18 protein-coding genes are annotated in these 19,723 nt (G+C 71.8%); 15 read left to right on the forward strand and 3 right to left on the reverse strand.

Annotated features, from left to right (window positions below):
* From KR546_RS17855 to KR546_RS17915, 13 genes are all read left to right on the forward strand, one after another.
* Positions 1-1,282, forward strand: a 1,282-nt coding sequence (locus tag KR546_RS17855; protein ID WP_238446079.1) for an ATP-dependent DNA helicase, incomplete at its 5' end; no start/stop codon positions are given.
* A gap of 152 nt (positions 1,283-1,434) precedes the next feature.
* Positions 1,435-2,115, forward strand: coding sequence for a helix-turn-helix transcriptional regulator (locus KR546_RS17860; protein ID WP_420804264.1), 681 nt, complete (start codon positions 1,435-1,437; stop codon positions 2,113-2,115).
* Positions 2,116-2,215: 100 nt separating this feature from the next.
* On the forward strand, positions 2,216-3,709 hold the full coding sequence (gene sufB / locus KR546_RS17865; protein WP_238446081.1) for a Fe-S cluster assembly protein SufB: 1,494 nt from the start codon (positions 2,216-2,218) through the stop codon (positions 3,707-3,709).
* Entirely contained in the window at positions 3,706-5,142 is a 1,437-nt protein-coding gene (sufD, locus tag KR546_RS17870; protein ID WP_238446082.1) for a Fe-S cluster assembly protein SufD, read from the forward strand. Before sufB ends, sufD begins: the two co-directional genes overlap by 4 nt.
* Positions 5,143-5,240: 98 nt before the next feature.
* Positions 5,241-5,981: a Fe-S cluster assembly ATPase SufC gene (gene sufC / locus KR546_RS17875; protein WP_238446083.1), complete on the forward strand. Its 741-nt coding sequence runs from the start codon at positions 5,241-5,243 to the stop codon at positions 5,979-5,981.
* Positions 5,982-6,092: 111 nt separating this feature from the next.
* Positions 6,093-7,352: a SufS family cysteine desulfurase gene (locus KR546_RS17880; protein ID WP_238446084.1), complete on the forward strand. Its 1,260-nt coding sequence runs from the start codon at positions 6,093-6,095 to the stop codon at positions 7,350-7,352.
* 189 nt (positions 7,353-7,541) lie between these two features.
* Positions 7,542-8,747, forward strand: a complete 1,206-nt coding sequence (locus KR546_RS17885) for an inositol-3-phosphate synthase (RefSeq protein ID WP_238446085.1) — start codon at positions 7,542-7,544, stop codon at positions 8,745-8,747.
* The gene (locus KR546_RS17890) at positions 8,744-9,658 is read left to right on the forward strand and encodes an SCO3242 family prenyltransferase (RefSeq protein WP_238446086.1); all 915 of its coding nucleotides are present in this window, start codon (positions 8,744-8,746) and stop codon (positions 9,656-9,658) included. The genes KR546_RS17885 and KR546_RS17890 overlap by 4 nt, the downstream gene beginning before the upstream one ends.
* On the forward strand, positions 9,655-10,506 hold the full coding sequence (locus KR546_RS17895; protein ID WP_238446087.1) for a sugar phosphate isomerase/epimerase family protein: 852 nt from the start codon (positions 9,655-9,657) through the stop codon (positions 10,504-10,506). The genes KR546_RS17890 and KR546_RS17895 overlap by 4 nt, the downstream gene beginning before the upstream one ends.
* The gene (locus tag KR546_RS17900) at positions 10,503-11,240 is read left to right on the forward strand and encodes an EboA domain-containing protein (RefSeq protein ID WP_238446088.1); all 738 of its coding nucleotides are present in this window, start codon (positions 10,503-10,505) and stop codon (positions 11,238-11,240) included. Before KR546_RS17895 ends, KR546_RS17900 begins: the two co-directional genes overlap by 4 nt.
* Before the next feature lie 67 nt (positions 11,241-11,307).
* The gene (locus tag KR546_RS17905; protein ID WP_238446089.1) at positions 11,308-12,165 is read left to right on the forward strand and encodes a TatD family hydrolase; all 858 of its coding nucleotides are present in this window, start codon (positions 11,308-11,310) and stop codon (positions 12,163-12,165) included.
* Between the two features lie 3 nt (positions 12,166-12,168).
* On the forward strand, positions 12,169-13,377 hold the full coding sequence (eboE, locus tag KR546_RS17910; protein ID WP_238446090.1) for a metabolite traffic protein EboE: 1,209 nt from the start codon (positions 12,169-12,171) through the stop codon (positions 13,375-13,377).
* 43 nt (positions 13,378-13,420) lie between these two features.
* On the forward strand, positions 13,421-14,839 hold the full coding sequence (locus KR546_RS17915) for an alkaline phosphatase family protein (RefSeq protein ID WP_238446091.1): 1,419 nt from the start codon (positions 13,421-13,423) through the stop codon (positions 14,837-14,839).
* A 63-nt stretch (positions 14,840-14,902) separates the two neighbouring features.
* Here KR546_RS17915 and idi read toward each other — a convergent pair whose 3' ends face one another.
* From idi to KR546_RS17930, 3 genes are all read right to left on the reverse strand, one after another.
* Positions 14,903-15,478: an isopentenyl-diphosphate Delta-isomerase gene (gene idi, locus KR546_RS17920; protein WP_238446092.1), complete on the reverse strand. Its 576-nt coding sequence runs from the start codon at positions 15,476-15,478 to the stop codon at positions 14,903-14,905.
* 78 nt (positions 15,479-15,556) lie between these two features.
* A complete protein-coding gene (locus tag KR546_RS17925; RefSeq protein WP_238446093.1) occupies positions 15,557-16,378 on the reverse strand; it encodes a phytanoyl-CoA dioxygenase family protein in 822 nt (273 codons plus the stop codon).
* Positions 16,379-16,478: 100 nt separating this feature from the next.
* Complete coding sequence (locus KR546_RS17930) at positions 16,479-18,113, reverse strand: putative glycoside hydrolase (RefSeq protein WP_238446094.1); 1,635 nt, start codon at positions 18,111-18,113, stop codon at positions 16,479-16,481.
* A 212-nt stretch (positions 18,114-18,325) separates the two neighbouring features.
* Between KR546_RS17930 and sufU the strand changes: the two genes are divergently transcribed.
* Positions 18,326-18,787, forward strand: coding sequence for a Fe-S cluster assembly sulfur transfer protein SufU (sufU, locus tag KR546_RS17935; RefSeq protein ID WP_238446095.1), 462 nt, complete (start codon positions 18,326-18,328; stop codon positions 18,785-18,787).
* Between the two features lie 86 nt (positions 18,788-18,873).
* Positions 18,874-19,371, forward strand: a complete 498-nt coding sequence (locus tag KR546_RS17940) for a metal-sulfur cluster assembly factor (RefSeq protein WP_238446096.1) — start codon at positions 18,874-18,876, stop codon at positions 19,369-19,371.
* Positions 19,372-19,723: the final 352 nt, after the last annotated feature.

A 19,723-nucleotide genomic window follows, 5' to 3' on the forward strand; every position in this document is an offset into this window, starting at 1 on the left:
GCTCGCGGCCAACCTGCGCGCGCTGGCCGAGGCGCCGGGGCGGCTGGTGGACCTGCCGGGGGCGGGGGAGCGGACCGTGCCCGACGAGCTCACCGACGGGCAGCGCCGGGCGGTCGCGACCGCCATCGCCCATCCGGTGACCGTGCTGACCGGGGGACCGGGGACCGGCAAGACCCGCACGGTCGCCGAGATCGTCGCGGCCGCGGCCGACCTCGGCGCCGACGTCGCCCTGTGCGCACCGACCGGACGTGCCGCCAAGCGGGTCGAGGAACTGGTGGGCATGGAGGCCTCGACCATCCACCGGCTGCTGGGGGCCCGACCGCTGGACGCGATCGACGGGGGTGGGGGGTTCGTGTTCTCGTACGGGCGCGACGACCCGCTCGGCTTCGACATGGTCGTGGTGGACGAGGTGTCGATGTGCGACACCGCACTGCTGCGCTCCCTGACCGACGCGATCGAGCCGGGGACGCACTTGGTGCTGGTCGGCGACCCCGACCAGCTCCCGTCGGTCGGGTCCGGCGACGTGCTCGCCGACGTCGTCGCCTCGGACGTGGTCCCGGTGACCCACCTCGACGAGATCCACCGCCAGGCCGCCGCCTCGCGGATCGTCGCCCTGGCCCGGGAGGTCAACGCCGGACAGGTCGGACCGATCCGCGGCGTCGACGGCGACGTGTTCATGGCCGAGGAGTCCCGGCGCGAGGTCGTCACGGCCCGGGTCGTGGAGGCGGTCGCGGTGCGTGCCCCCGACTACTTCGACGTCGAGGTGGACGACATCCAGGTGGTCGCCCCGATGTACCGGGGGCCGTGTGGCGTGGACGCCCTCAACGCCGCACTCAAGGAACGGCTCAACCCCGACACCGGACAGCGCTCCTACCGCACCCTCCAGGTCGGGGACCGGGTGATGGTGACCCGCAACGACGCCGACCTCGACGTGTCCAACGGCGACGTCGGCATGGTCGTGGACGTGGGCAGGAACTCGCTGCAGGTCCGGCTGGGGACCCGCGTGGTGACCTTCGACAGTGACAGCGTCGCCGAGCTGACCCATGCCTGGGCGATCACCGTGCACAAGTCCCAGGGTGGCCAGTGGCCCGTGGTGGTGCTGGTCGCCGACCGCAGCCACCGGATCATGCTGCGTCGCAACCTGCTCTACACGGCGATCAGCCGGGCGGAGCGGGCCCTGATCGTCGTCGGCCAGGCCGCGGCCCTGGCCGACGGTGCCCAGCGTCGTGGGGACACCGACCGGACCACCGGCCTGGCGGCTCGGCTGCGCGCACCTGCCTGACACCGGCTCCACGACGCCGCGCCGACTCGTCGGACCATAGGTCGACGCCGGTCCACTGGCGCGTGCGATAGTATTTCAACAGAAGTGTTCACAAACCGGGATCCGTCATCTCCTCGACCGCCGCCACCGCCGACCCCGACACGTCGGGGCTGTTGCGCCTGCTCGGGGACACCCGCGCGCGGATGGTCACCGTCATCGCCGGGCGCGACGCCACCGTGGCCGAGCTCGCCGACGACCTGGAGATCTCGGAGGTGGCGATCCGTCGCCACGTCCAGCGGCTGGTCGACGAGGGCTGGGTCGCCGGACGACGCGACGACCCGACCGGTCCCGGCCGGCCGGTCACCCGCTACCACCTCACCGACCGTGGGCACGCACTGCTGCCCCAGGACTACGCCGCGCTGGCGTCCGAACTGCTCGAGTGGCTGCAACTGTCGGCCGGTCCGCAGGGCGTCGCCGACTTCCTCGGCTGGCGTGCCCGCCGGCAGGCCGACGACCTCGCCGCCCGGGTCGACGCCGACCGCCTCGACGACCGCCTCGCGCAGCTCGCCGCGGCCCTGACCGACGCCGGCGCGCCCGCCACGGTGGTCGAGGGCGACGACGGATACGTTCTGCGCCAACACCACTGCACCGTGATGGACGTCGCGCGTGCCCATCCGCAGGTCTGCCACGCCGAGGCAGCCGAGTTCTCGCGGGTCCTGGGCGACGACGTGCGGATCCGTCGCGGTGCCTCGCGTGCTGCCGGGGACGCCACCTGTGAATGCGCCGTGGTGGTCGTCGACGTCGACGACGACCGCGTGCTCCCGCTGGTCCACGACCAGGCCGACACCCCATGACCGGCCGTCGGAACACCACCCGGAGCGGACACGTTGTCCCCACCGGCACCCCACCGTCCTTCCACCCGTCCGATCGCAACGCTCGACACTGGAGCACACGATGAGCCAGACCGAGACCCCGGGCACCACCCCAGACACCCGGACAGACACTCGGCCAGATCCCGCCGTCACCGAGTCCGCCCGTGACCGCCAGCAGGCAGTCGCCGACGAACTCGGCGAGTACAAGTTCGGCTGGTCCGACACCGACGAGGGCTACTCGTTCACGTCCGGTCGCGGCCTGACCCGCGACGTCGTGGCGGCGATCTCGGAGCGCAAGGACGAGCCCGCCTGGATGCGGGACCTGCGCCTGCGCGCCTTCGAGGCCTACGAGCGTCGCCCGATGCCCAACTGGGGCGCGGACCTGTCCGGCATCAGCTTCGACGACATCTTCTACTACGTCGAGGCCGCCGAGAAGCAGGCCGACTCGTGGGAGGACCTGCCCCCCGAGATCATGGAGACCTACGAGAAGCTGGGCATCCCGGAGGCCGAGCGCAAGCGGCTGGTCGCCGGCGTCGCCGCCCAGTACGAGTCGACCGTGCTCTACCACAAGGTCCGCGAGGACCTCGAGGAGCGCGGCGTCATCTTCCAGGACACCGACACGGCCCTGCGCGAGCACGAGGAACTGTTCCGCAAGCACTTCGCCACGGTGATCCCGGCCAACGACAACAAGTTCGCCGCGCTCAACACCGCGGTGTGGTCCGGTGGGTCGTTCATCTGGATCCCCGAGGGGGTCGAGGTCGACATCCCGTTGCAGGCCTACTTCCGCATCAACAAGCAGAACATGGGCCAGTTCGAGCGCACGCTCATCATCGCCGAGCCCGGCTCCAAGGTGCACTACGTGGAGGGCTGCACCGCGCCGATCTACTCGTCGGACTCGCTGCACTCCGCGGTCGTCGAGATCATCGTCAAGGACCGCGCGAAGGTCCGCTACACGACCATCCAGAACTGGTCGACCAACGTCTACAACCTGGTCACCAAGCGGGCGATGGCCTACAAGAACGCCACCATGGAGTGGATCGACGGCAACATCGGCTCCAAGGTCACGATGAAGTACCCGGCCGTGTGGCTGATGGACGAGGGTGCCTCGGGCGAGGTGCTGTCGGTCGCCTACGCCAAGGACGGCCAGCACCAGGACGCCGGGGCCAAGATGGTCCACAACGCGCCCAACACGACCTCCAACATCCTGTCCAAGTCGATCTCCAAGGGCGCGGGCCGGACGTCCTACCGCGGCCTGGTCAAGATCACGCCGGGGGCGCACAACTCCCGCGCCGCCGTGAAGTGCGACGCCCTGATGCTCGACGACGAGTCGCGCACCGACACCTATCCCTACATGGAGATCGGTGAGGAGGACGCGACCATCGAGCACGAGGCGACGGTCTCGAAGGTGTCCGACGAGCAGCTGTTCTACATGCAGTCGCGTGGCATCGACGAGGACGAGGCGACCGCGATGATCGTGCGTGGCTTCATCGAGCCGGTCGCGCGTGAGCTGCCGATGGAGTACGCCGTCGAGCTCAACCGCCTGATCGCGATCGAGATGGAGGGTGCGATCGGATGACGACCTCGACCGCTCCCACCACCGACACCCCGACCAGCCTGGACGCCATCACCGAGGACGTGGTGCTGGACCGCTCGACCGCGGCCGGCGAGCCCTCGTGGATGACCGACCGCCGCCTCGCGGCGTTCAAGACCTGGCTCGACCAGGACTGGCCCAACCGCCGGGCCGACGAGTACTGGCGCAACACGCCCTTCGACCGCCTGGTCGACGTGACCCTGCCACTGGTCGAGCCGGTCGACGCCGAGTGCGTCGAACTGGCCGAGGGCGTCGTCGACACCCTCGAGTCCCCGGCCGCGACCGTGACGGTCGTGGACGGTGCCGTCCTGTCGATCCGCGTCGACGAGGACTGGGCTGACCGTGGCCTGGTCGTCGAGAGCCTGCGCGACGCCGCGGCAGGCCCCTGTGCCGGCGTCGTCAGCGAACACCTCGGCTCCCTGACCACCACCGGAACCGGGTCGGGCCGTGACGAGGACCGCACGATCTCGACCAACGACGCGCTGTGGGACGCGGGCGTGTTCGTCCACGTCCCGGCCGAGCTCGAGGTCACCGCCCCGATCGGCATCCAGACCTACGCGACCCGGCCGGGGGTCCACCTGCCCCGCGTGCTGGCCGTCGCCGAGCACCACGCTCGGGTCACGCTGGTGCTCGAACACCTCGGTGGCGACCTGCCGGACGCGCCCCGCGCATCCCGCAACAAGACCCCGGTCCTGGTCGACGAGGTCGTCGAGGTGATCGCCCGGGACAGTTCGTTCGTCGACGTCATCTCGGTCAACGAGCACGGCGACGACGTCGCCTTCCTGTCCCTGCAGAAGGCCGGCGCCCATCGCGATGCCACCGTGCGCCACTACTCGGCGACGCTGGGTGGGGCGACCGTGCGGCTGCGCCCCGAGGTCGACCTGCTCGGCCCCGGTGCGTCCGCGTTCCCGTCGGGGATCTACTTCGCCGACGAGGGCCAGCACTTCGACGTCCAGCCCTACATGCGCCACATCGCGCCGCGGGCCACCTCCGACGTCCTCTACAAGGGCGCGCTGCAGGGCAAGAGCCGTGCCGTGTTCCGCGGCAACGTCTACGTCGCCCGCGAGGCCGTCGGGACCACCACCAACGAGAACAACCGCAACCTGATCCTCACGAAGGGCGCGCGGGCCGACTCCACGCCCTTCCTGGAGATCGAGTGCGCCGACATCACCGCCGGCCACGGCTCCGCCACCGGCCAGATCGACGCCCGCCACCTGTTCTACCTGCAGGCCCGCGGCCTGCGCCGTGAGCAGGCGCTGCGCCTGATCGTGCTCGGCTTCTTCAACGAGGTCCTCGAGCAGATCACGCTGCCGTCCATCGGCGAGCGGACCCTGGCTGCCATCGAGCGCGAGATCGACCTCGCCGACCTCGACCAGGTCAACGTCTCGGCCGGTCGTGTCGACACCCCGAGGGACTGAGCAGGTCCCTCCACCACGAACGGCGACGGCCCGATCGGCCGTCCGCCACGCACCGCCACACCCCCGCGCCCAGCGCCACGAAGCAAGGACATCCAGTCATGGCAGAACTCTCCATCCGCGACCTCACGGTCCGCGTCGACGGCACCGACATCCTCAAGGGCGTCACCCTGGACCTGGAGAAGGGGAAGACGTTGGCCCTGATGGGCCCCAACGGGTCCGGCAAGTCGACCCTGGCCTACGCGATCGCCGGCCACCCCGCCTACGAGGTGACCGGTGGCGAGATCCTGTTCAAGGGTGAGGACATCACCGAGTGGACACCCGACGAGCGCAACCGCGCCGGCGTGTTCCTCGCGATGCAGTACCCCGTCGAGGTTCCGGGCGTGTCCCTGACCAACTTCCTGCGCACGGCGGTCAACGCCCGGCTCGAGGAGGACAAGCCGGTGCGGGAGTTCATGGGTGAGCTGCGCACCGCGATGTCCGACCTCGACGTCGACGAGTCGTTCCTCCAGCGCAGTGTCAACGAGGGCTTCTCGGGTGGCGAGAAGAAGCGCTTCGAGATCCTCCAGATGGCGCTGCTGCGACCCGAGGTCGCGGTGCTGGACGAGACCGACTCCGGGCTGGACGTCGACGCCCTGCGGATCGTCTCCGAGGGCATCGACCGGCTCCGTGGCCCCGACCTCGGGGTCCTGGTCATCACCCACTACACCCGCATCCTGCGCTACCTGACGCCCGACGAGGTGCACGTCATGCTCGGCGGTCGGATCGTCGCGTCGGGCGGTCCCGAGCTGGCCGACGAGCTCGAGGAGCACGGTTACGAGCATTACGCGGTCTCGGCCTGAGCCGATGACCGCGCCGGGCGTACGGTGACCACCACGCGTCCCGGCACCTCCGACACGACCACCACCGGACACGCAGGCACCGATCCCCACTCGCCGAGAGAGGCCGTCACCGTGAGCGCCACGACAACCCGCACGGCCACCGCGCTGGGCGCGGCTCGTCGGGTCGACTTCCCGACGTTGTCGCGGACCGTCCACGGCCGGCGCCTGGTCTACCTCGACTCGGGGGCGTCCTCGCAGACCCCCCAGGTCGTCATGGACACCATGGACGACTACTACTCGCGGTTCCGCTCCAACGTCCACCGCGGGGTCTACCAACTGGCCGAGGAGGCCACCGACCTGTTCGAGCGTGGTCGGTCCCGGATGGCCACCTTCATCGACACGCCCGTCGAGGGCCTGGTGTTCACCAAGAACTCGACCGAGGCGATGAACCTCGTCGCGTGGTCGTGGGTCCGCACCCGGCTGGGACCCGACGACGCGCTGCTCACCACGCGCATGGAGCACCACGCGAACTTCGTGCCCTACCTGCACGCCCAGCAGGACCGTGGCTTCGACCTGCGCACCATCCCGCTGACCCCCGATGGTCGCCTCGACCACGACGTCGCCCGCGAACTGCTGGCCGACGGCAAGGTCACGTTCCTCGCGCTGGTGCACGTCTCCAACGTGCTCGGCACGATCAACGACGTCGCGGCACTGGCCGAGATGGCGCGTGACGCCAACCCGGACTGCCGGGTGCTGGTCGACGGCAGCCAGGCGGTGCCGCAGATGCCGGTCAGCGTGCGCGACCTGGGCGTGGACTTCTACGCCGCGACCGGGCACAAGATGTGTGGCCCGACCGGGGTCGGGATGCTGGCGGCACGCCCCGAGCTGCTCGAGGAGATGCCACCGTTCCTGACGGGTGGCGAGATGATCCTGGACGTGACGCTGGACGGGTTCACGACCAACGAGGTCCCGCACAAGTTCGAGGCGGGCACGCCGATGATCGCCGAGGTCGGCGGTCTCGGCACGGCGGTCGACTACCTCACCGACCTGGGGATGGATCGCGTGCGGGCCCACGAGCACGAGCTGGTCGGCGAGCTGATCGACGCGCTGCTGTCGGTCGAGGGCGTGACCGTCCACGGACCGATGGACCCGGACCTGCGTGGCGGGGCCGTGTCCTTCGAGCTGGCCGGGGTGCACCCCCACGACGTCGGGGCGATGCTGGACCAGCACGGGGTGGCGATCCGGGTCGGTCACCACTGCGCCAAGCCGCTGATGCGCGAGCTCGGCGTGAACGCCACCGCGCGTGCCTCGCTGGGGCTCTACAACGACCGCGACGACCTCGGTCCGCTGGTCGAGGGCCTCGAGCGCGCACGGACCTTCTTCGCACGCTGAGTCGGTCCATCCCCGGACACCTGGACCGGTGTCGTCGAGGTGGGCGCGGCAGGACGGTGCGCGAACTCCCATGACATTGTTCGATGCGTGCCATGCTTTCGTTGGGCCAAGAGACAAATCGGGGGACGGTCGATAGGTTCGATCCCGGGCGGCGCGCCGCCCGACGACGTCCCGACCGAGGAGCCGCACGTGAGTGCCGAGCACCGTCCCCTGCCCGGATCCGATCGCCGGTGGGGCGTCTGGCTGGTCGGTGCACGGGGTTCCGTCGCGACCACGGCCGCGGTCGGCAGCGCCGCGATCCCGGCCGGTCGCGCCACCGCGACCGGCATGGTGACCGGCTCCGCACCCTTCGCCCAGGCCGACCTGCCCTCGCTGGGCGACGTCGTGCTGGGCGGCTGCGACCCGTCCGGGACCTCGCTGGCCAAGCGGGCCGAACTGCTCGCCCAGGGTGGTGTCTTCCCGCTCGCGCTGTCACAGGCCCTGGCCGACGACCTGCAGGCGATCGACCGCAGGGTCGTGCCCGGCATCGCCGCGGACGAGGCTGCCCAGCACCCGTCGGCCGCCGTCGCACGGATCGGTGACGAGCTCGAGCGGTTCGCCACCGAGCACGACCTCGACGACGTGGTCGTGGTCAACGTGTCGTCGACCGAGGCGCCGATCGCCGACCACCCCGCCCACCACGACCCCGAGGCGCTGCTCGCGGCCGTCGCACGGGACTCCGACGTGCTCCCACCCAGCGGCCTGTACGCGCTGGCCGCGATCCGTGGGGGCCACGCCTTCGTCGACTTCACCCCGTCGTCCGCCCTGACCGTGCCTGCGATCCTCGACCTGGCCACCGGCCGGGTCCCGGTCGCCGGTCGGGACGGCAAGACCGGGGAGACCCTGGTCAAGACGGCGCTGGCCCCGATGTTCGCCGACCGCGCCCTGCACGTGCACTCGTGGTCGGGGATGAACCTCCTCGGCGGCGGCGACGGGCAGACCCTCGCCGACCCCGTGACCGCGGCGTCCAAGGTCGAGTCCAAGGGTGACGTGCTGGGCGACATCCTCGGCCACCGACCCGAGGGTCCGGTCCGGATCGACAACGTGTCCGACCTGGGTGACTGGAAGACCGCCTGGGACCTGATCACGTTCGAGGGCTTCCTGGGCACCCGGATGCAGATGCAGTTCACCTGGCAGGGCTGCGACTCGACGCTTGCTGCGCCGCTGGTGCTGGACCTGGCCCGGCTGGTGGTCGCGGCCGGGCGGGCCGGTCGCACCGGTCCCCAGCAGTGGCTGGGCTACTTCTTCAAGGCCCCGCTGGGCGACGGGCCACGCCGACTCGCCGAGCAGTTCGCCGAGCTGGTGGACGAGGTCGGGGGACTGGCCGAGGACGTGGCGGTCGGCACGAACCCGTGAACCGCCCCGCTCCGGCGAGCGCCGACCTCGCCGACCTGGCCGAGCTGGTCCGCCTGCCTGCCGTCGTGTCCGTCCCCGGTGACGCCTGGTCGGGGGCGACCCTCGCGGGATGGGACCGTGGCCGGGCGATGCCGATCGCCTCGGCGCTGCTGTACCTCGGCGGCATGGCACTCAACGACTGGGCGGACCGGGACCTCGACGCCGTGGAGCGACCGGAGCGCCCGATCCCCTCGGGGCGGGTCGCGCCCGACACCGCCCTGTCGATCGCTGCCGGCCTGCTCGCCGGTGGCGTGGCCGTGGCCGGCATGGTCGGGCGCGGACGGGCCCTGGCGGTCGCCCTGCCGCTGGCCGGGGCCGTGGTCGCCTACGACCTGGTCGCGAAGGACACCCCGGCTGGCCCGGTCCTGATGGCCGCCTGTCGCGGCCTGGACGTGGCGCTGGGTGCCAGTGGCGGGGATCGCCGAGCAGCCCTGCCCGCGGTGGCGGCGGCCGCCACGCATGCCTTCGGCCTGACCCAGCTCAGCCGCCACGAGGTCCACGGTGGCGCCGGTCCGTCGGCGCGGCTCGCGACCGGGCTGGCGCTGGCCGCGGCATCCCTGGTCCAGGTCCATCCGTGGCGGGCCGGCAGCGACGGGCCGGCCTGGCACACGGTGGCCACGCGGGTGGCGGCCGCGGTCGGCGCGGCCGAGTACCTGCGCCGGGTGCTGGGCGGCTACACGTCGGCCGTCCGGTCACCCGACGACCCCGAGGTCGTCCAGGCCGCGGTCGGTGGCGGGGTGATGGCCAACAGCGCCCTCCAGACCGGGCTGCTCGCCGGAGCCGGGGCCTGGATCCCGGCGACCGCCACGGCCCTGGCAGGTCGTGCCGCCGGGCTGCTGCGTCGACTCGCGCGGTCGGGAGCGGTGACATGAGCCCGCTGCGTCTCGCCTACGGCAGCAACGGGCTGTCCGATCACCGCCTGGCCGACGCCTGCGCGCTGCTCGCCGAGCACGGCTACGACGGCATCGCCCTGACCCTGGACCACTGGCACCTGGACCCGTTCGCCGACGACCTCGACGAACGGGTGGCCGCGGCGGCCCGGTTGCTGGCCGACCACGACCTCGACGTCGTGGTCGAGACCGGCGGACGGTTCGTGCTCGACCCGTTCGCCAAGCACCAGCCCAACCTCGCCAGCGACCACGGTCGTCGACGCCGGCTGGACTTCTACGCCCGCGCTGCCGACATCGCCGCGGCGCTGGACGCGCCGGTGCTGCACCTGTGGTCGGGGATCGCGCCCGACGGCGTTGCGGCCGACGAGGCCTGGGAGCGGGTCGTCACCGGGACCCGCGAGGTCGTGGACATCGCGGGCGACGCCGGGGTCGTGCTGGGCTTCGAGCCCGAGCCCGGCATGGTCGTCGACACGATCGCGACCTTCGAACGCCTGGCGGCCGACCTGGGTGATCCGCCCGAGCTGGGCATCACCCTCGACATCGGCCACTGCCGGTGCCTGGAGGACGACCCGGAGCCGGACTGCGTGCGTCGGGTCGCGGACCGGCTCGTCCACGTCCAGGTCGAGGACATGCGACGCGGTGTGCACGAGCACCTGCCGTTCGGCACCGGCGAGGTCGACCTGGCGGGTTCACTGGCGGCACTGCAGGAGATCGACTACGACGGGCTGGTGTCGGTGGAGCTGCCCCGTCACGGCCACACCGCCCACACGATGGTGCCCGACTCGATGGCGGCACTGCGCGACGCGACGTCCCCGGAGGCTGCCGCATGACCGACCAGACCGCCCCCACCGACCCGGCCGAGGTCACCGCGCACCTCGACGCGCGCCTCGACGACGACGCGCGTGCGTGGTTCGCCGAGTCCCGCGACCGCATCGGCGACGACCCGGCCGCCGTCCGCGTGCTGTTCCCGGCCGTGTCCCGCCGGGTCGGTCGTGGCCCGCTGGCACCCGGCGGCGACGGCGACGACCCCTTCGTGTGGCACCGGGACGATGCCGGGCGGGCACTGCTGCTCGCCGCCGTCGACCCGGGCGCGCGTCCGGGCGAGCTGCGCGACTGCTACACCCACGGGGACGCCCGGGAGCGTCGTGGGGTGCTCCGGTCGCTGGAAGTGGTCGAGGTGGACGACGAGGTGACCGCCGAGCTGGTCGACGACGCGCTGCGGACCAACGACGTCCGCCTGGTCGCGGCCGCCCTCGGCCCGGCCGGCGTGGCCGTGCTGGACGACGACGGCTTCGCCCAGGCCGTGCTCAAGGCGGTGTTCGTCGACCTCGACCTCGAGCGCATCGCCGGCATCCCCGACCGCGTGACCCCCGAGCTGTCCCGGATGATGGCCGACTTCGTGCACGAACGCGTCGCCGCCGGCCGGGCGGTGCCGGCCAGCGTGTGGACCGTGATCGACCGTCATCCGCCTGCCGACCGGCTCGCGGCGATCGAGGCCGAGCGCGACCACGAGGACCCCCACCGGGCCGCTGCCGCGGCGGCCGCCCTGGACGCCCGACCCTGACCCCGCCGCCCACCGGACCGGCCACCATCGGTCCACGACGGCTTCCCGACCGCAGCGGAGCACTGCCGTGAGAATCTTCGACCCCCACGTCCACATGACGTCACGCACCACCGACGACTACGAGGCCATGGCCGACAGCGGTGTCACCGCCATCGTCGAGCCGGCCTTCTGGCTTGGCCAGCCACGCACGAGTGTCGGCAGCTTCGTCGACTACTTCGCGTCGCTGGTCGGCTGGGAGCCCTACCGGGCCGCGCAGTTCGGCATCGCCCACCACTGCACGATCGCGCTGAATCCCAAGGAGGCCAACGACACCGGGCTGGCCCGGGAGGTCCTCGAGGTGCTGCCCCGATGGCTCGCCAAGGACCGCGTCGTCGCGGTCGGCGAGGTCGGCTACGACTCCATGACGCCCGCGGAGGACGACGCGTTCAGCGCCCAGATCGCCCTGGCCGCCGATGCCGACCTGCCGATGCTGGTGCACACGCCGCACCGGGACAAGCTGGCCGGCACCAGGCGCACGCTGGACGTGCTGGCCGAGCAGGACTTCCCCCCCGAGCGCAGCATCATCGACCACAACAACGAGCTGACGGTCGAGGTGCTGGCCGACACGGGGTGCTGGATGGCCTTCTCGATCTATCCGGACACCAAGGTCGACGAGCGCCGCATGGTCGCGATCCTGCAGGAGTACGGGACCGAGCGGATGCTGGTGAACTCGGCCGCGGACTGGGGTCGCAGTGACCCACTGAAGGTGTCCAAGGTCGTCGCGGCCATGCAGGAGGCCGGCTTCTCCGACGACGACATCAGCACGGTCGTGTGGGACAACCCGGTCGCGGCCTACGGCCAGTCCGGGCGCCTGGAGCTCGACGTCCCGGGCCAGGAGGCGGACTCGACCTTCGAGGGATCGTCGATCCGGCGCACGAGCGGCTGAGCGATGCGTTTCCGCCACCCGGACGGTTCGACCGTCCACCTGTCGTACTGCTCCAACGTCCATGCCGCCGAGGACCTCGACGGCGTGGTGGACCAGCTCGCCACCTGGTCGGCCCCCATCCGCGAGCGGCTGGGGTGGTCCCTGCTGGGAGTCGGGTTGTGGCTGGCCGACGACGTCGCCCGCGCGCTGGACGCCGACCCGACGGCCCGACGTCGGCTGCGTGGGGCGATCGACGAGGCCGGGTGCGAGGTCGTGACGCTCAACGGCTTCCCCTACGCCGGGTTCCACGACGAGGTGGTCAAGCACCGGGTCTACGAGCCCGACTGGTGCCATGCGGACCGACTCGAGCACACCGTCCGGCTCGCCCACGTGCTGGTCGACCTGTTGCCCGACGACGTCGAGGTGGGCTCGATCTCGACCCTGCCGCTGGGCTGGCGCACCGCGTTCGACGACGACGCCACCCGCCGGGGCCGGGCCGCCCTGGACCGTGCCGGGGAGGAGCTGGCCGAGCTCGCCGCGGCCACCGGGCGCCGGGTCGCGCTGGCGGTCGAGCCCGAGCCGGGCTGCCGCATCGAGGAGGCCGGGCAGCTCGCCGACGTCCTGGCCGGGGCCGACGCCGACCACCTCGGCGCCTGCCTCGACCTGTGCCACCTGGCGGTCCAGTTCGAGACCGCCGCCGAGGCGCTCGGGCTGCTCGACCCCGCCGGCGTGGCCGTCCACAAGGCCCAGGTGTCGGCCGGGCTGCACCTGGCCGCTCCGGCCACGGACCATCGGGCCGCCGCGATGTCCCACGCCGACTCGCCCTTCCTCCACCAGGTCCGCGAGCGCGCGTCCGACGGCTCCCTGGCCAGTGCCGACGACCTGCCCGAGGCGCTCGGCGACGGGCCGGGCCCGGGGCTGCCGGGCGTGGGGGACTGGCGGGTCCACGTCCACCTGCCCGTGCACCACGACGACGCCGCCACCACCCAGGCCGACCTGGTGGCGTCGCTGGAGACCCTCGTCGGCGGCGACACCTGTCGCGTCCACCACCTCGACGTCGAGACCTACACCTGGCACGTCCTCCCCGAGGACCGGGCCGGCAGCGACGATGACGCCCACGCCCGGATCGTCGACGGGATCGCCGCCGAGCTGGCCTGGACCGCGGCGCGCCTGGTCGACCTCGGGCTCGAGCCGCTCGACCCCGCCGTCGACCCCGCCGTCGACCCCCGCTGAGCCCACCCCACCACGTCCCCGAACCACGATCGTCGAGACTCCCATGAGTGACCAGCCCGACCTCACCATCCGTGCCACCGCCGGCCGCCGACCGGTCGTCGTCGTCAACGTCGTCGGCCTGACCCCGGCGCTGCTCGAGCAGGCGCCACGACTCCGTGCGATCGCCGACGGGGGCTTCTCCGCCCCCATGGCCGGGATCCTGCCGGCCGTGACGTGCAGCGCCCAGTCCACGATGCTCACCGGGCTGGACCCGACCGACCACGGCATCGTCGGCAACGGCTGGTACTTCCGCGACCTCGGCGAGGTGTTCCTGTGGCGCCAGCACAACCGGCTCGTGCAGGGCGAGAAGGTGTGGGACGCGGCCCGCGCCGTCGACCCGGACTACACCGTGGCGAACGTGTGCTGGTGGTACGCCATGGGCGCCGACACCGACTGGACCGTGACGCCGCGCCCGATCTACTACAGCGACGGGCGCAAGGAGCCCGACTGCTACACCCGCCCGCCACAGCTGCGCGACGAGCTGACCGACCAGTTCGGCACCTTCCCGCTGTTCACCTACTGGGGGCCCACGGCCGACCTGTCGTCGTCGCGCTGGATCGCGCAGGCCGCCGCGCACCTGTTCGCCAGCCGTCGTCCCGACCTCACCCTGGTCTACCTGCCCCACCTCGACTACGACCTGCAGCGCCACGGGCCCGACGGACCCGAGGCCATGGCGGCGCTCGCCCTGGTCGACGAGCTCGCCGGCGAGCTGCTCGAGGGGATGATCGCCCGTGGTGCGACCGTCATCGTGACCAGCGAGTACGGCATCGAGGCGGCCGACACCCCGATCGACGTCAACCGTGCCCTGCGCGAGGCCGGCCTGCTGGAGGTCCACACCCAGGACGGCATGGAGTACCTCGACCCGTGGACGTCGCGCGCGTTCGCCGTGGCTGACCACCAGGTGGCCCACCTGTACGTCGACGACCCGGACGACCGGGCTCGCGTGGCCGAGCTCGTGGCGGCGCTGCCCGGGGTCGACGAGGTGCTGGACCAGGCCGGCAAGGAGGCCGCCGGGCTGGCCCACGAACGTGCCGGCGACCTGGTCGCCGTCGCCGAACCCGGTGCCTGGTTCACCTACTACTACTGGCTGGACGAGCAGCGCCGACCGGACTTCGCGAAGCAGGTCGAGATCCACCGCAAGCCGGGCTACGACCCGGCCGAGCTGTTCTTCGACCCCGAGGACCGCTTCGTCAAGGCCCGGGCCGGTGCGGCCCTGGCCCGCAAGAAGGCCGGCATGCGCTACCGCATGGACGTGGTCCCGACCGATCCCGCCCCCGTCGCGGGCACGCACGGACGTCACCCGTCCGCACCGGAGCACGGACCCGTGCTGGTGTGCAGCGACCCGTCCCTGGCGCGGGACGGAGACTGGGCCCTGGCCGACGTCAAGGACCTGGTCCTGCGCGCCGGTGGCATCCCCACCTGACCTCGTGGACGACCGGCTGGTCCGCCCCCGGAGCCGACCAGCCCCGCATGGCCCGCTCCTGGATCAGGCCAGGTGGAGGTCGGGGTGGACGGCCAGCAGGTCCAGCACCGTGGGGAACCACGGCGTGACGCTGTCGGGATCCTCGCACCGACGTCGTGCCTGCGCCATCGTGGTCCAGGCGATCTCGTCCACCTCGCCGGGGACGGGGCGGACCAGCGCCGGGTCGACGTCCGACACCACCACGACCCGGTCGTACTCGCGCTCCTGCAGCCCGCTCCCCGGGTCGTGGGCGGTGTAGAAGAAGGCCCCGGCCAACCGGACGGGACGGTCGGACACGTCGAGGCCCAGCTCGTCGGGGACGCGGCGACGGACCGCCGCCGCCAGGGGCTCGCCCGCGGCCGGATGGCTGCAGCAGGAGTTGGTCCAGCGACCGCCGAAGTGGTACTTGGTCGTCGCCCGGCGTTGCAGCAGGATCCTGCCCGCGGGATCGACCAGCATCGCCGAGAAGGCCGCGTGCCAGTGCCCGGGTGCCTCGTGGGCCGCCAACTTGCCCATGGTGCCCATGGGCTCGCCCAGCTCGTCGACCAGCACGACCTCGTCGGTGAGGACCCCGGTCGGGTCGGTGGGGGAGGTGGACACAGCGGATCCCGATGCGACGCGGGCGAGCAGCCCACCCTAGCGCGCGCGGGTCCTGTCCTGGCGACACTGACCGGGCGGCTACACCGTCGAGAAGCCGGTCGCCTCGTGGGGTGCGAGCGCGGCGAGGTGGTTGGCGCGCGCGGTGGCCGACACCGGCGCGTCGGGGCCGTCCTCGAGGGCGAAGTGGCCGTACAGGTCCCGTCCCCGGGCGAGTCGGGCGCTGATCGGCGGACCGGCCTGCTGGCGCACCCGCGTGGCGGCGTAGCGGATCGCGAAGCCGACCCGGGGGTCGTCGGTGGTGTTCGGGCCCGAGGCGTGCGGACACAGTCCGTGGTGGAACGACACCTGCCCGGGTGCCATCTCCACCGTCGCGACGGTGGCCTCGTCGACCTCCACGGCCAGCTCCTGGCCACGTGACAGCATGTTGTCCGGGTCGGGATGCTCGACGTGGGTGATGCGACCGCGATGGCCTCCCGGTGCGTAGCGCATGCATCCGTTGTCGGTGGTGGCCGGGGTCAGCGCGACCCACGCGGTCAGCATGTCCCACGGCGCGAGGTCCCAGAAGTTGACGTCCTGGTGCCAGGTGATCCGCCTGGTCGAGTGGGGCTGCTTGACGAACACGTCCGCGCTCAGTGCGAGCAGGTCCTCGCCGAGGATCCCGGCCACCAGCCCGGTCAGCCGGGGGTCGCGGACCAGGCCGTCCAGCGACGGCAGCAGGAGGTAGGTCTTCTGGTTCCACGGCACCGGGTGGTCCGCCACGCCGTCGGTGTCCAGGGCCAGGACCTGGTCGGCCCAGTCGGCTGCCTCGTCGGGGGTGAAGGCGTCCAGGGGGAACAGGAACCCGTCCCGGTCGAAGCGTGCCGCCTCGTCCCGGCCCAGCAGCGATGTCGCGGTCGTCATCCGACCCTCCGATGGCGGTGTCCGTCGTCCTCGCAGCCACGAGAACGGCGAATCTTCGCACACCGGAGTCAGCACCGTCAACCAGGTCGGTGCGTGCCGACTACTCCGTCGACGCGATCGGGTCCAGGGCCGACGTCGTGTAGTTCGCACCCGAGTTCCACAGCAGGAACCAGGCGTTGCCGGTCGCGGCCTCCGTCGCCTCGATCTGGGCCCGGACCTCGGACTCGCCGTAGCCACCGAAGTCCTGCAGCCACGGCATGATCACGGTGTCGGTCCCCGCGACCTGCTCCTGGAAGTCCGCCAGGGACTGCTCGACGATCTCGTAGGGCGCGTCCTCGGGCGAGTCCAGGCCGTACTCGCCCGGGCCCCAGTGGTTGGGATAGACCATCGGCGCGATGTAGTCGACGTGCTCGGCCATGGCCGGGATGTCCTGGGCGATCTCGGTGGGCCGGGTCACGGCGATGCCGAACACCGAGGCCCCCACCCACACGCCCTGCTCGCGCAGCAGCGGATAGGCGGTCGCCATCATCTCCACCACCGCCTCCTCGGGCGTGCGATCCCCGATCCCCGGGAACTCCATGCCGTCCAGGGAGCCGTCCGGCCGACGGATGTAGTCGTAGAGGATGTCGTCGAAGCCCATCGAGGCCGCCTCCAGGGCGATGTCGACGTTGTACTGCTGCACGTCGGGGTGGGCGAAGTTGGTGAAGGCGAACTCGCCGTAGGACCCGGTGAACGGCTCGCCGTCGTCGGTCTGGGTCACCATGTCCCGGCGGTCGTTCTCCCACGCCCACTGGGCCAGCTTCGGGTCCTTGTAGACCACCAGCCGGCCGATCACGCGGACCCCACGCTCGTGCAGGTCGGCCACGGCGGCAGCGGCGTCGAACGACTCGTTGAGGTCGTCGGCCCCGGTCTGGTCCGCAAGCTCCACGGACGAGTCGAACCCGATGTCGCCCGCCTCGTCCTTGACGTCCAGCTGCACCGCGTCGATCAAGCCGGCGTCGATCATGTCCAGCACGGCGGTGCGCTTGGGCTCGTACTGCCACGCGGACGGGGTCGTGTGGACCGCGCGACCGCCCGGGAACGGCACGATCACCGGCACCTCGGCGGTGGCGGCGTTGCCGGCCTCGTCGGTCGCCGTGAGGGTGACGGTCGCCGGCGGCGTGGCCCACTGCACCGACCCGGCGCCGTCGGCGTAGGTCACCTCGCCGTCGTCGCTGACCACGGCGGACGCCTCCTCGGCCGTGAAGTCGACCTCGAGTGGCTCGTCCAGCCCCGTGGCCTCGACGGTCTCGGGCAGGCTCAGGGTCGGCGGGGTCGTGTCGACGACGAACTGCAGGGTGGTCGACGATGCGTCGCTGCGCAGTCCGTCCTCGCCGGCCCGGACCTCCAGCGTGTGGTCCCCGTCCTCCAGGCCACCGAGCACGTCGGGACCGATCGTCGCGCTGGTCCCGTCACCGGCCGGGACCGGCTCGCCGTCAAGCGCCACGGTCAGCGAGCCCGGGGTGGCATCCGCGGCCGTGACCACGACCGAGCCGTCGGCCAGGTCCTGCGCCGAGACCAGCGCCCCGTCCTCCAGGCCGTCGATCGTGATGACCGGGCCCGCGACCGGCACCGTCAGCCACCAGGCGACGGCGGCGAGGGCCACGACGACAAGGACGACGACGACGGCTACGAGACGTCGACGACGGCGTCGCGCCGAGGACGTGCGGGGGCGCACCGACAGGGACGAGGGCATGGCAGCGTTCCGAAAGGTAGGGGGAGCCGGGGGAGCGCGCGAGTGTACGGGTCGGTGCACCCCGCCCGACGCCACGGGAGCGTGCCGGGGCCGGTCGTCCGGCGGTGGCCGCGCGCCGGCGGAGGAGTGGGTGCCGATAGCCTTGCAGGAAGGGTCCGGGGGGCCGACCGCACCCCCGAGGACCGATCGAGACGTCGGAGACAGGGCCACACGTGAGCCTCGAGGACATGTACCAGGACATCATCCTGGACCACTATCGCAAGCCCCACAACCGCGCCGGCGAGCTCGAGGGCACCGACGCCAAGGTTCACCACTCCAACCCGCTGTGCGGTGACGAGATGGACCTGCGCATCCGGGTCGTCGACGACCACCTCGACGCGGTCGTCTTCGACGGTGACGGGTGCTCCATCTCCCAGGCGTCCGCCTCGGCGATGACCCAGGCCGTGACCGGCCGCGAGCTCGACGACGTGCTGGACCTGTCCGAGAACTTCCGCATGATGATGCACGGGGACGACCCGGAGCGTCTCGACGACCTCGAGGACGGGATCGCCTTCCAGGGCGTCGCCAAGTTCCCCGTCCGGGTGAAGTGCGCCCTGCTGGGATGGATGGCCGTCAAGGACGCCATCGAGACCTACCGTGGTGGCGACGCCGCCCACGCCGTCACCCACGAGTGACGGGAAGGCTGGGCGCACACGCGACGTTGCACCACGTGCGCCACCTCCAACGACCCGACCGGCCCGACCATCCGAAGGAATCGGCCATGAGCAGCACCACTGCCGACCAGACGACCGCCCCGGCCAGCCCCGACGTGGCGGCCGAGCAGGCGACCATGGACGCGCTGGAGTCCCAGCGTCGCGCCAACGAGCAGGCAGGTGACGTGAAGACCGGCACCGGCGACGACGGCCCGTTCGCCGGGCTCAAGCTGGCCGACGACGGCCTGCCGTACGAGGCCGACCTGCTCAACGGCCTGCGCGCCGTCATCGACCCCGAGATCGGCTACAACATCGTCGACCTCGGCCTGGTCTACGAGGTCACCAAGCCCGACGACTCCGAGGGCCACGTCCACGTCCTGATGACGCTGACGACGATGGGCTGCCCGCTGACCGAGGTCATCCACCAGCAGTGCAGCGTGATCCTGGGCGCGATGCCGGGGGTCGAGTCCGTCGACGTCGAGTTCACGTTCTCGCCGCCGTGGTCGACCGACATGATGGCGGACTACGTCCGCGAGGAACTTCGCGCAATGGGCATGAACGTCTGAGCGTCCATCGCCGACCCATCGCGGATCGTCGTTGCGACGGTCGGCCCTTGGTGCTCCCTTGACATGGTCCAGCGAGCTGTCCCATGTCGCGGTCCGCTCCGCTTGAGGCCGACCTCTTGCAACGCCGACCCGCTCACGGGTCTCCTGCTCACGGGTCTCCTGCGGGGCACGTGCGTTCTCGCGGACTCCGGGGAACTGGCTCCGTCGGGATCGCCGGTCGGTGACGTGGCGGCTGCCTCTCCGAAGATCGGCGTGTCAGTTTGGCAGCGCATCGGATGAGGAGATGGTGATGGGGTTGTTGGAGGGGAGGAGGGTGTTGGTGACGGGGGGGTCGTCGGGGATCGGGGTGGCG

Source organism: Salsipaludibacter albus (assembly GCF_019798055.1).
Taxonomy (GTDB): domain Bacteria; phylum Actinomycetota; class Nitriliruptoria; order Nitriliruptorales; family Nitriliruptoraceae; genus Salsipaludibacter; species Salsipaludibacter albus.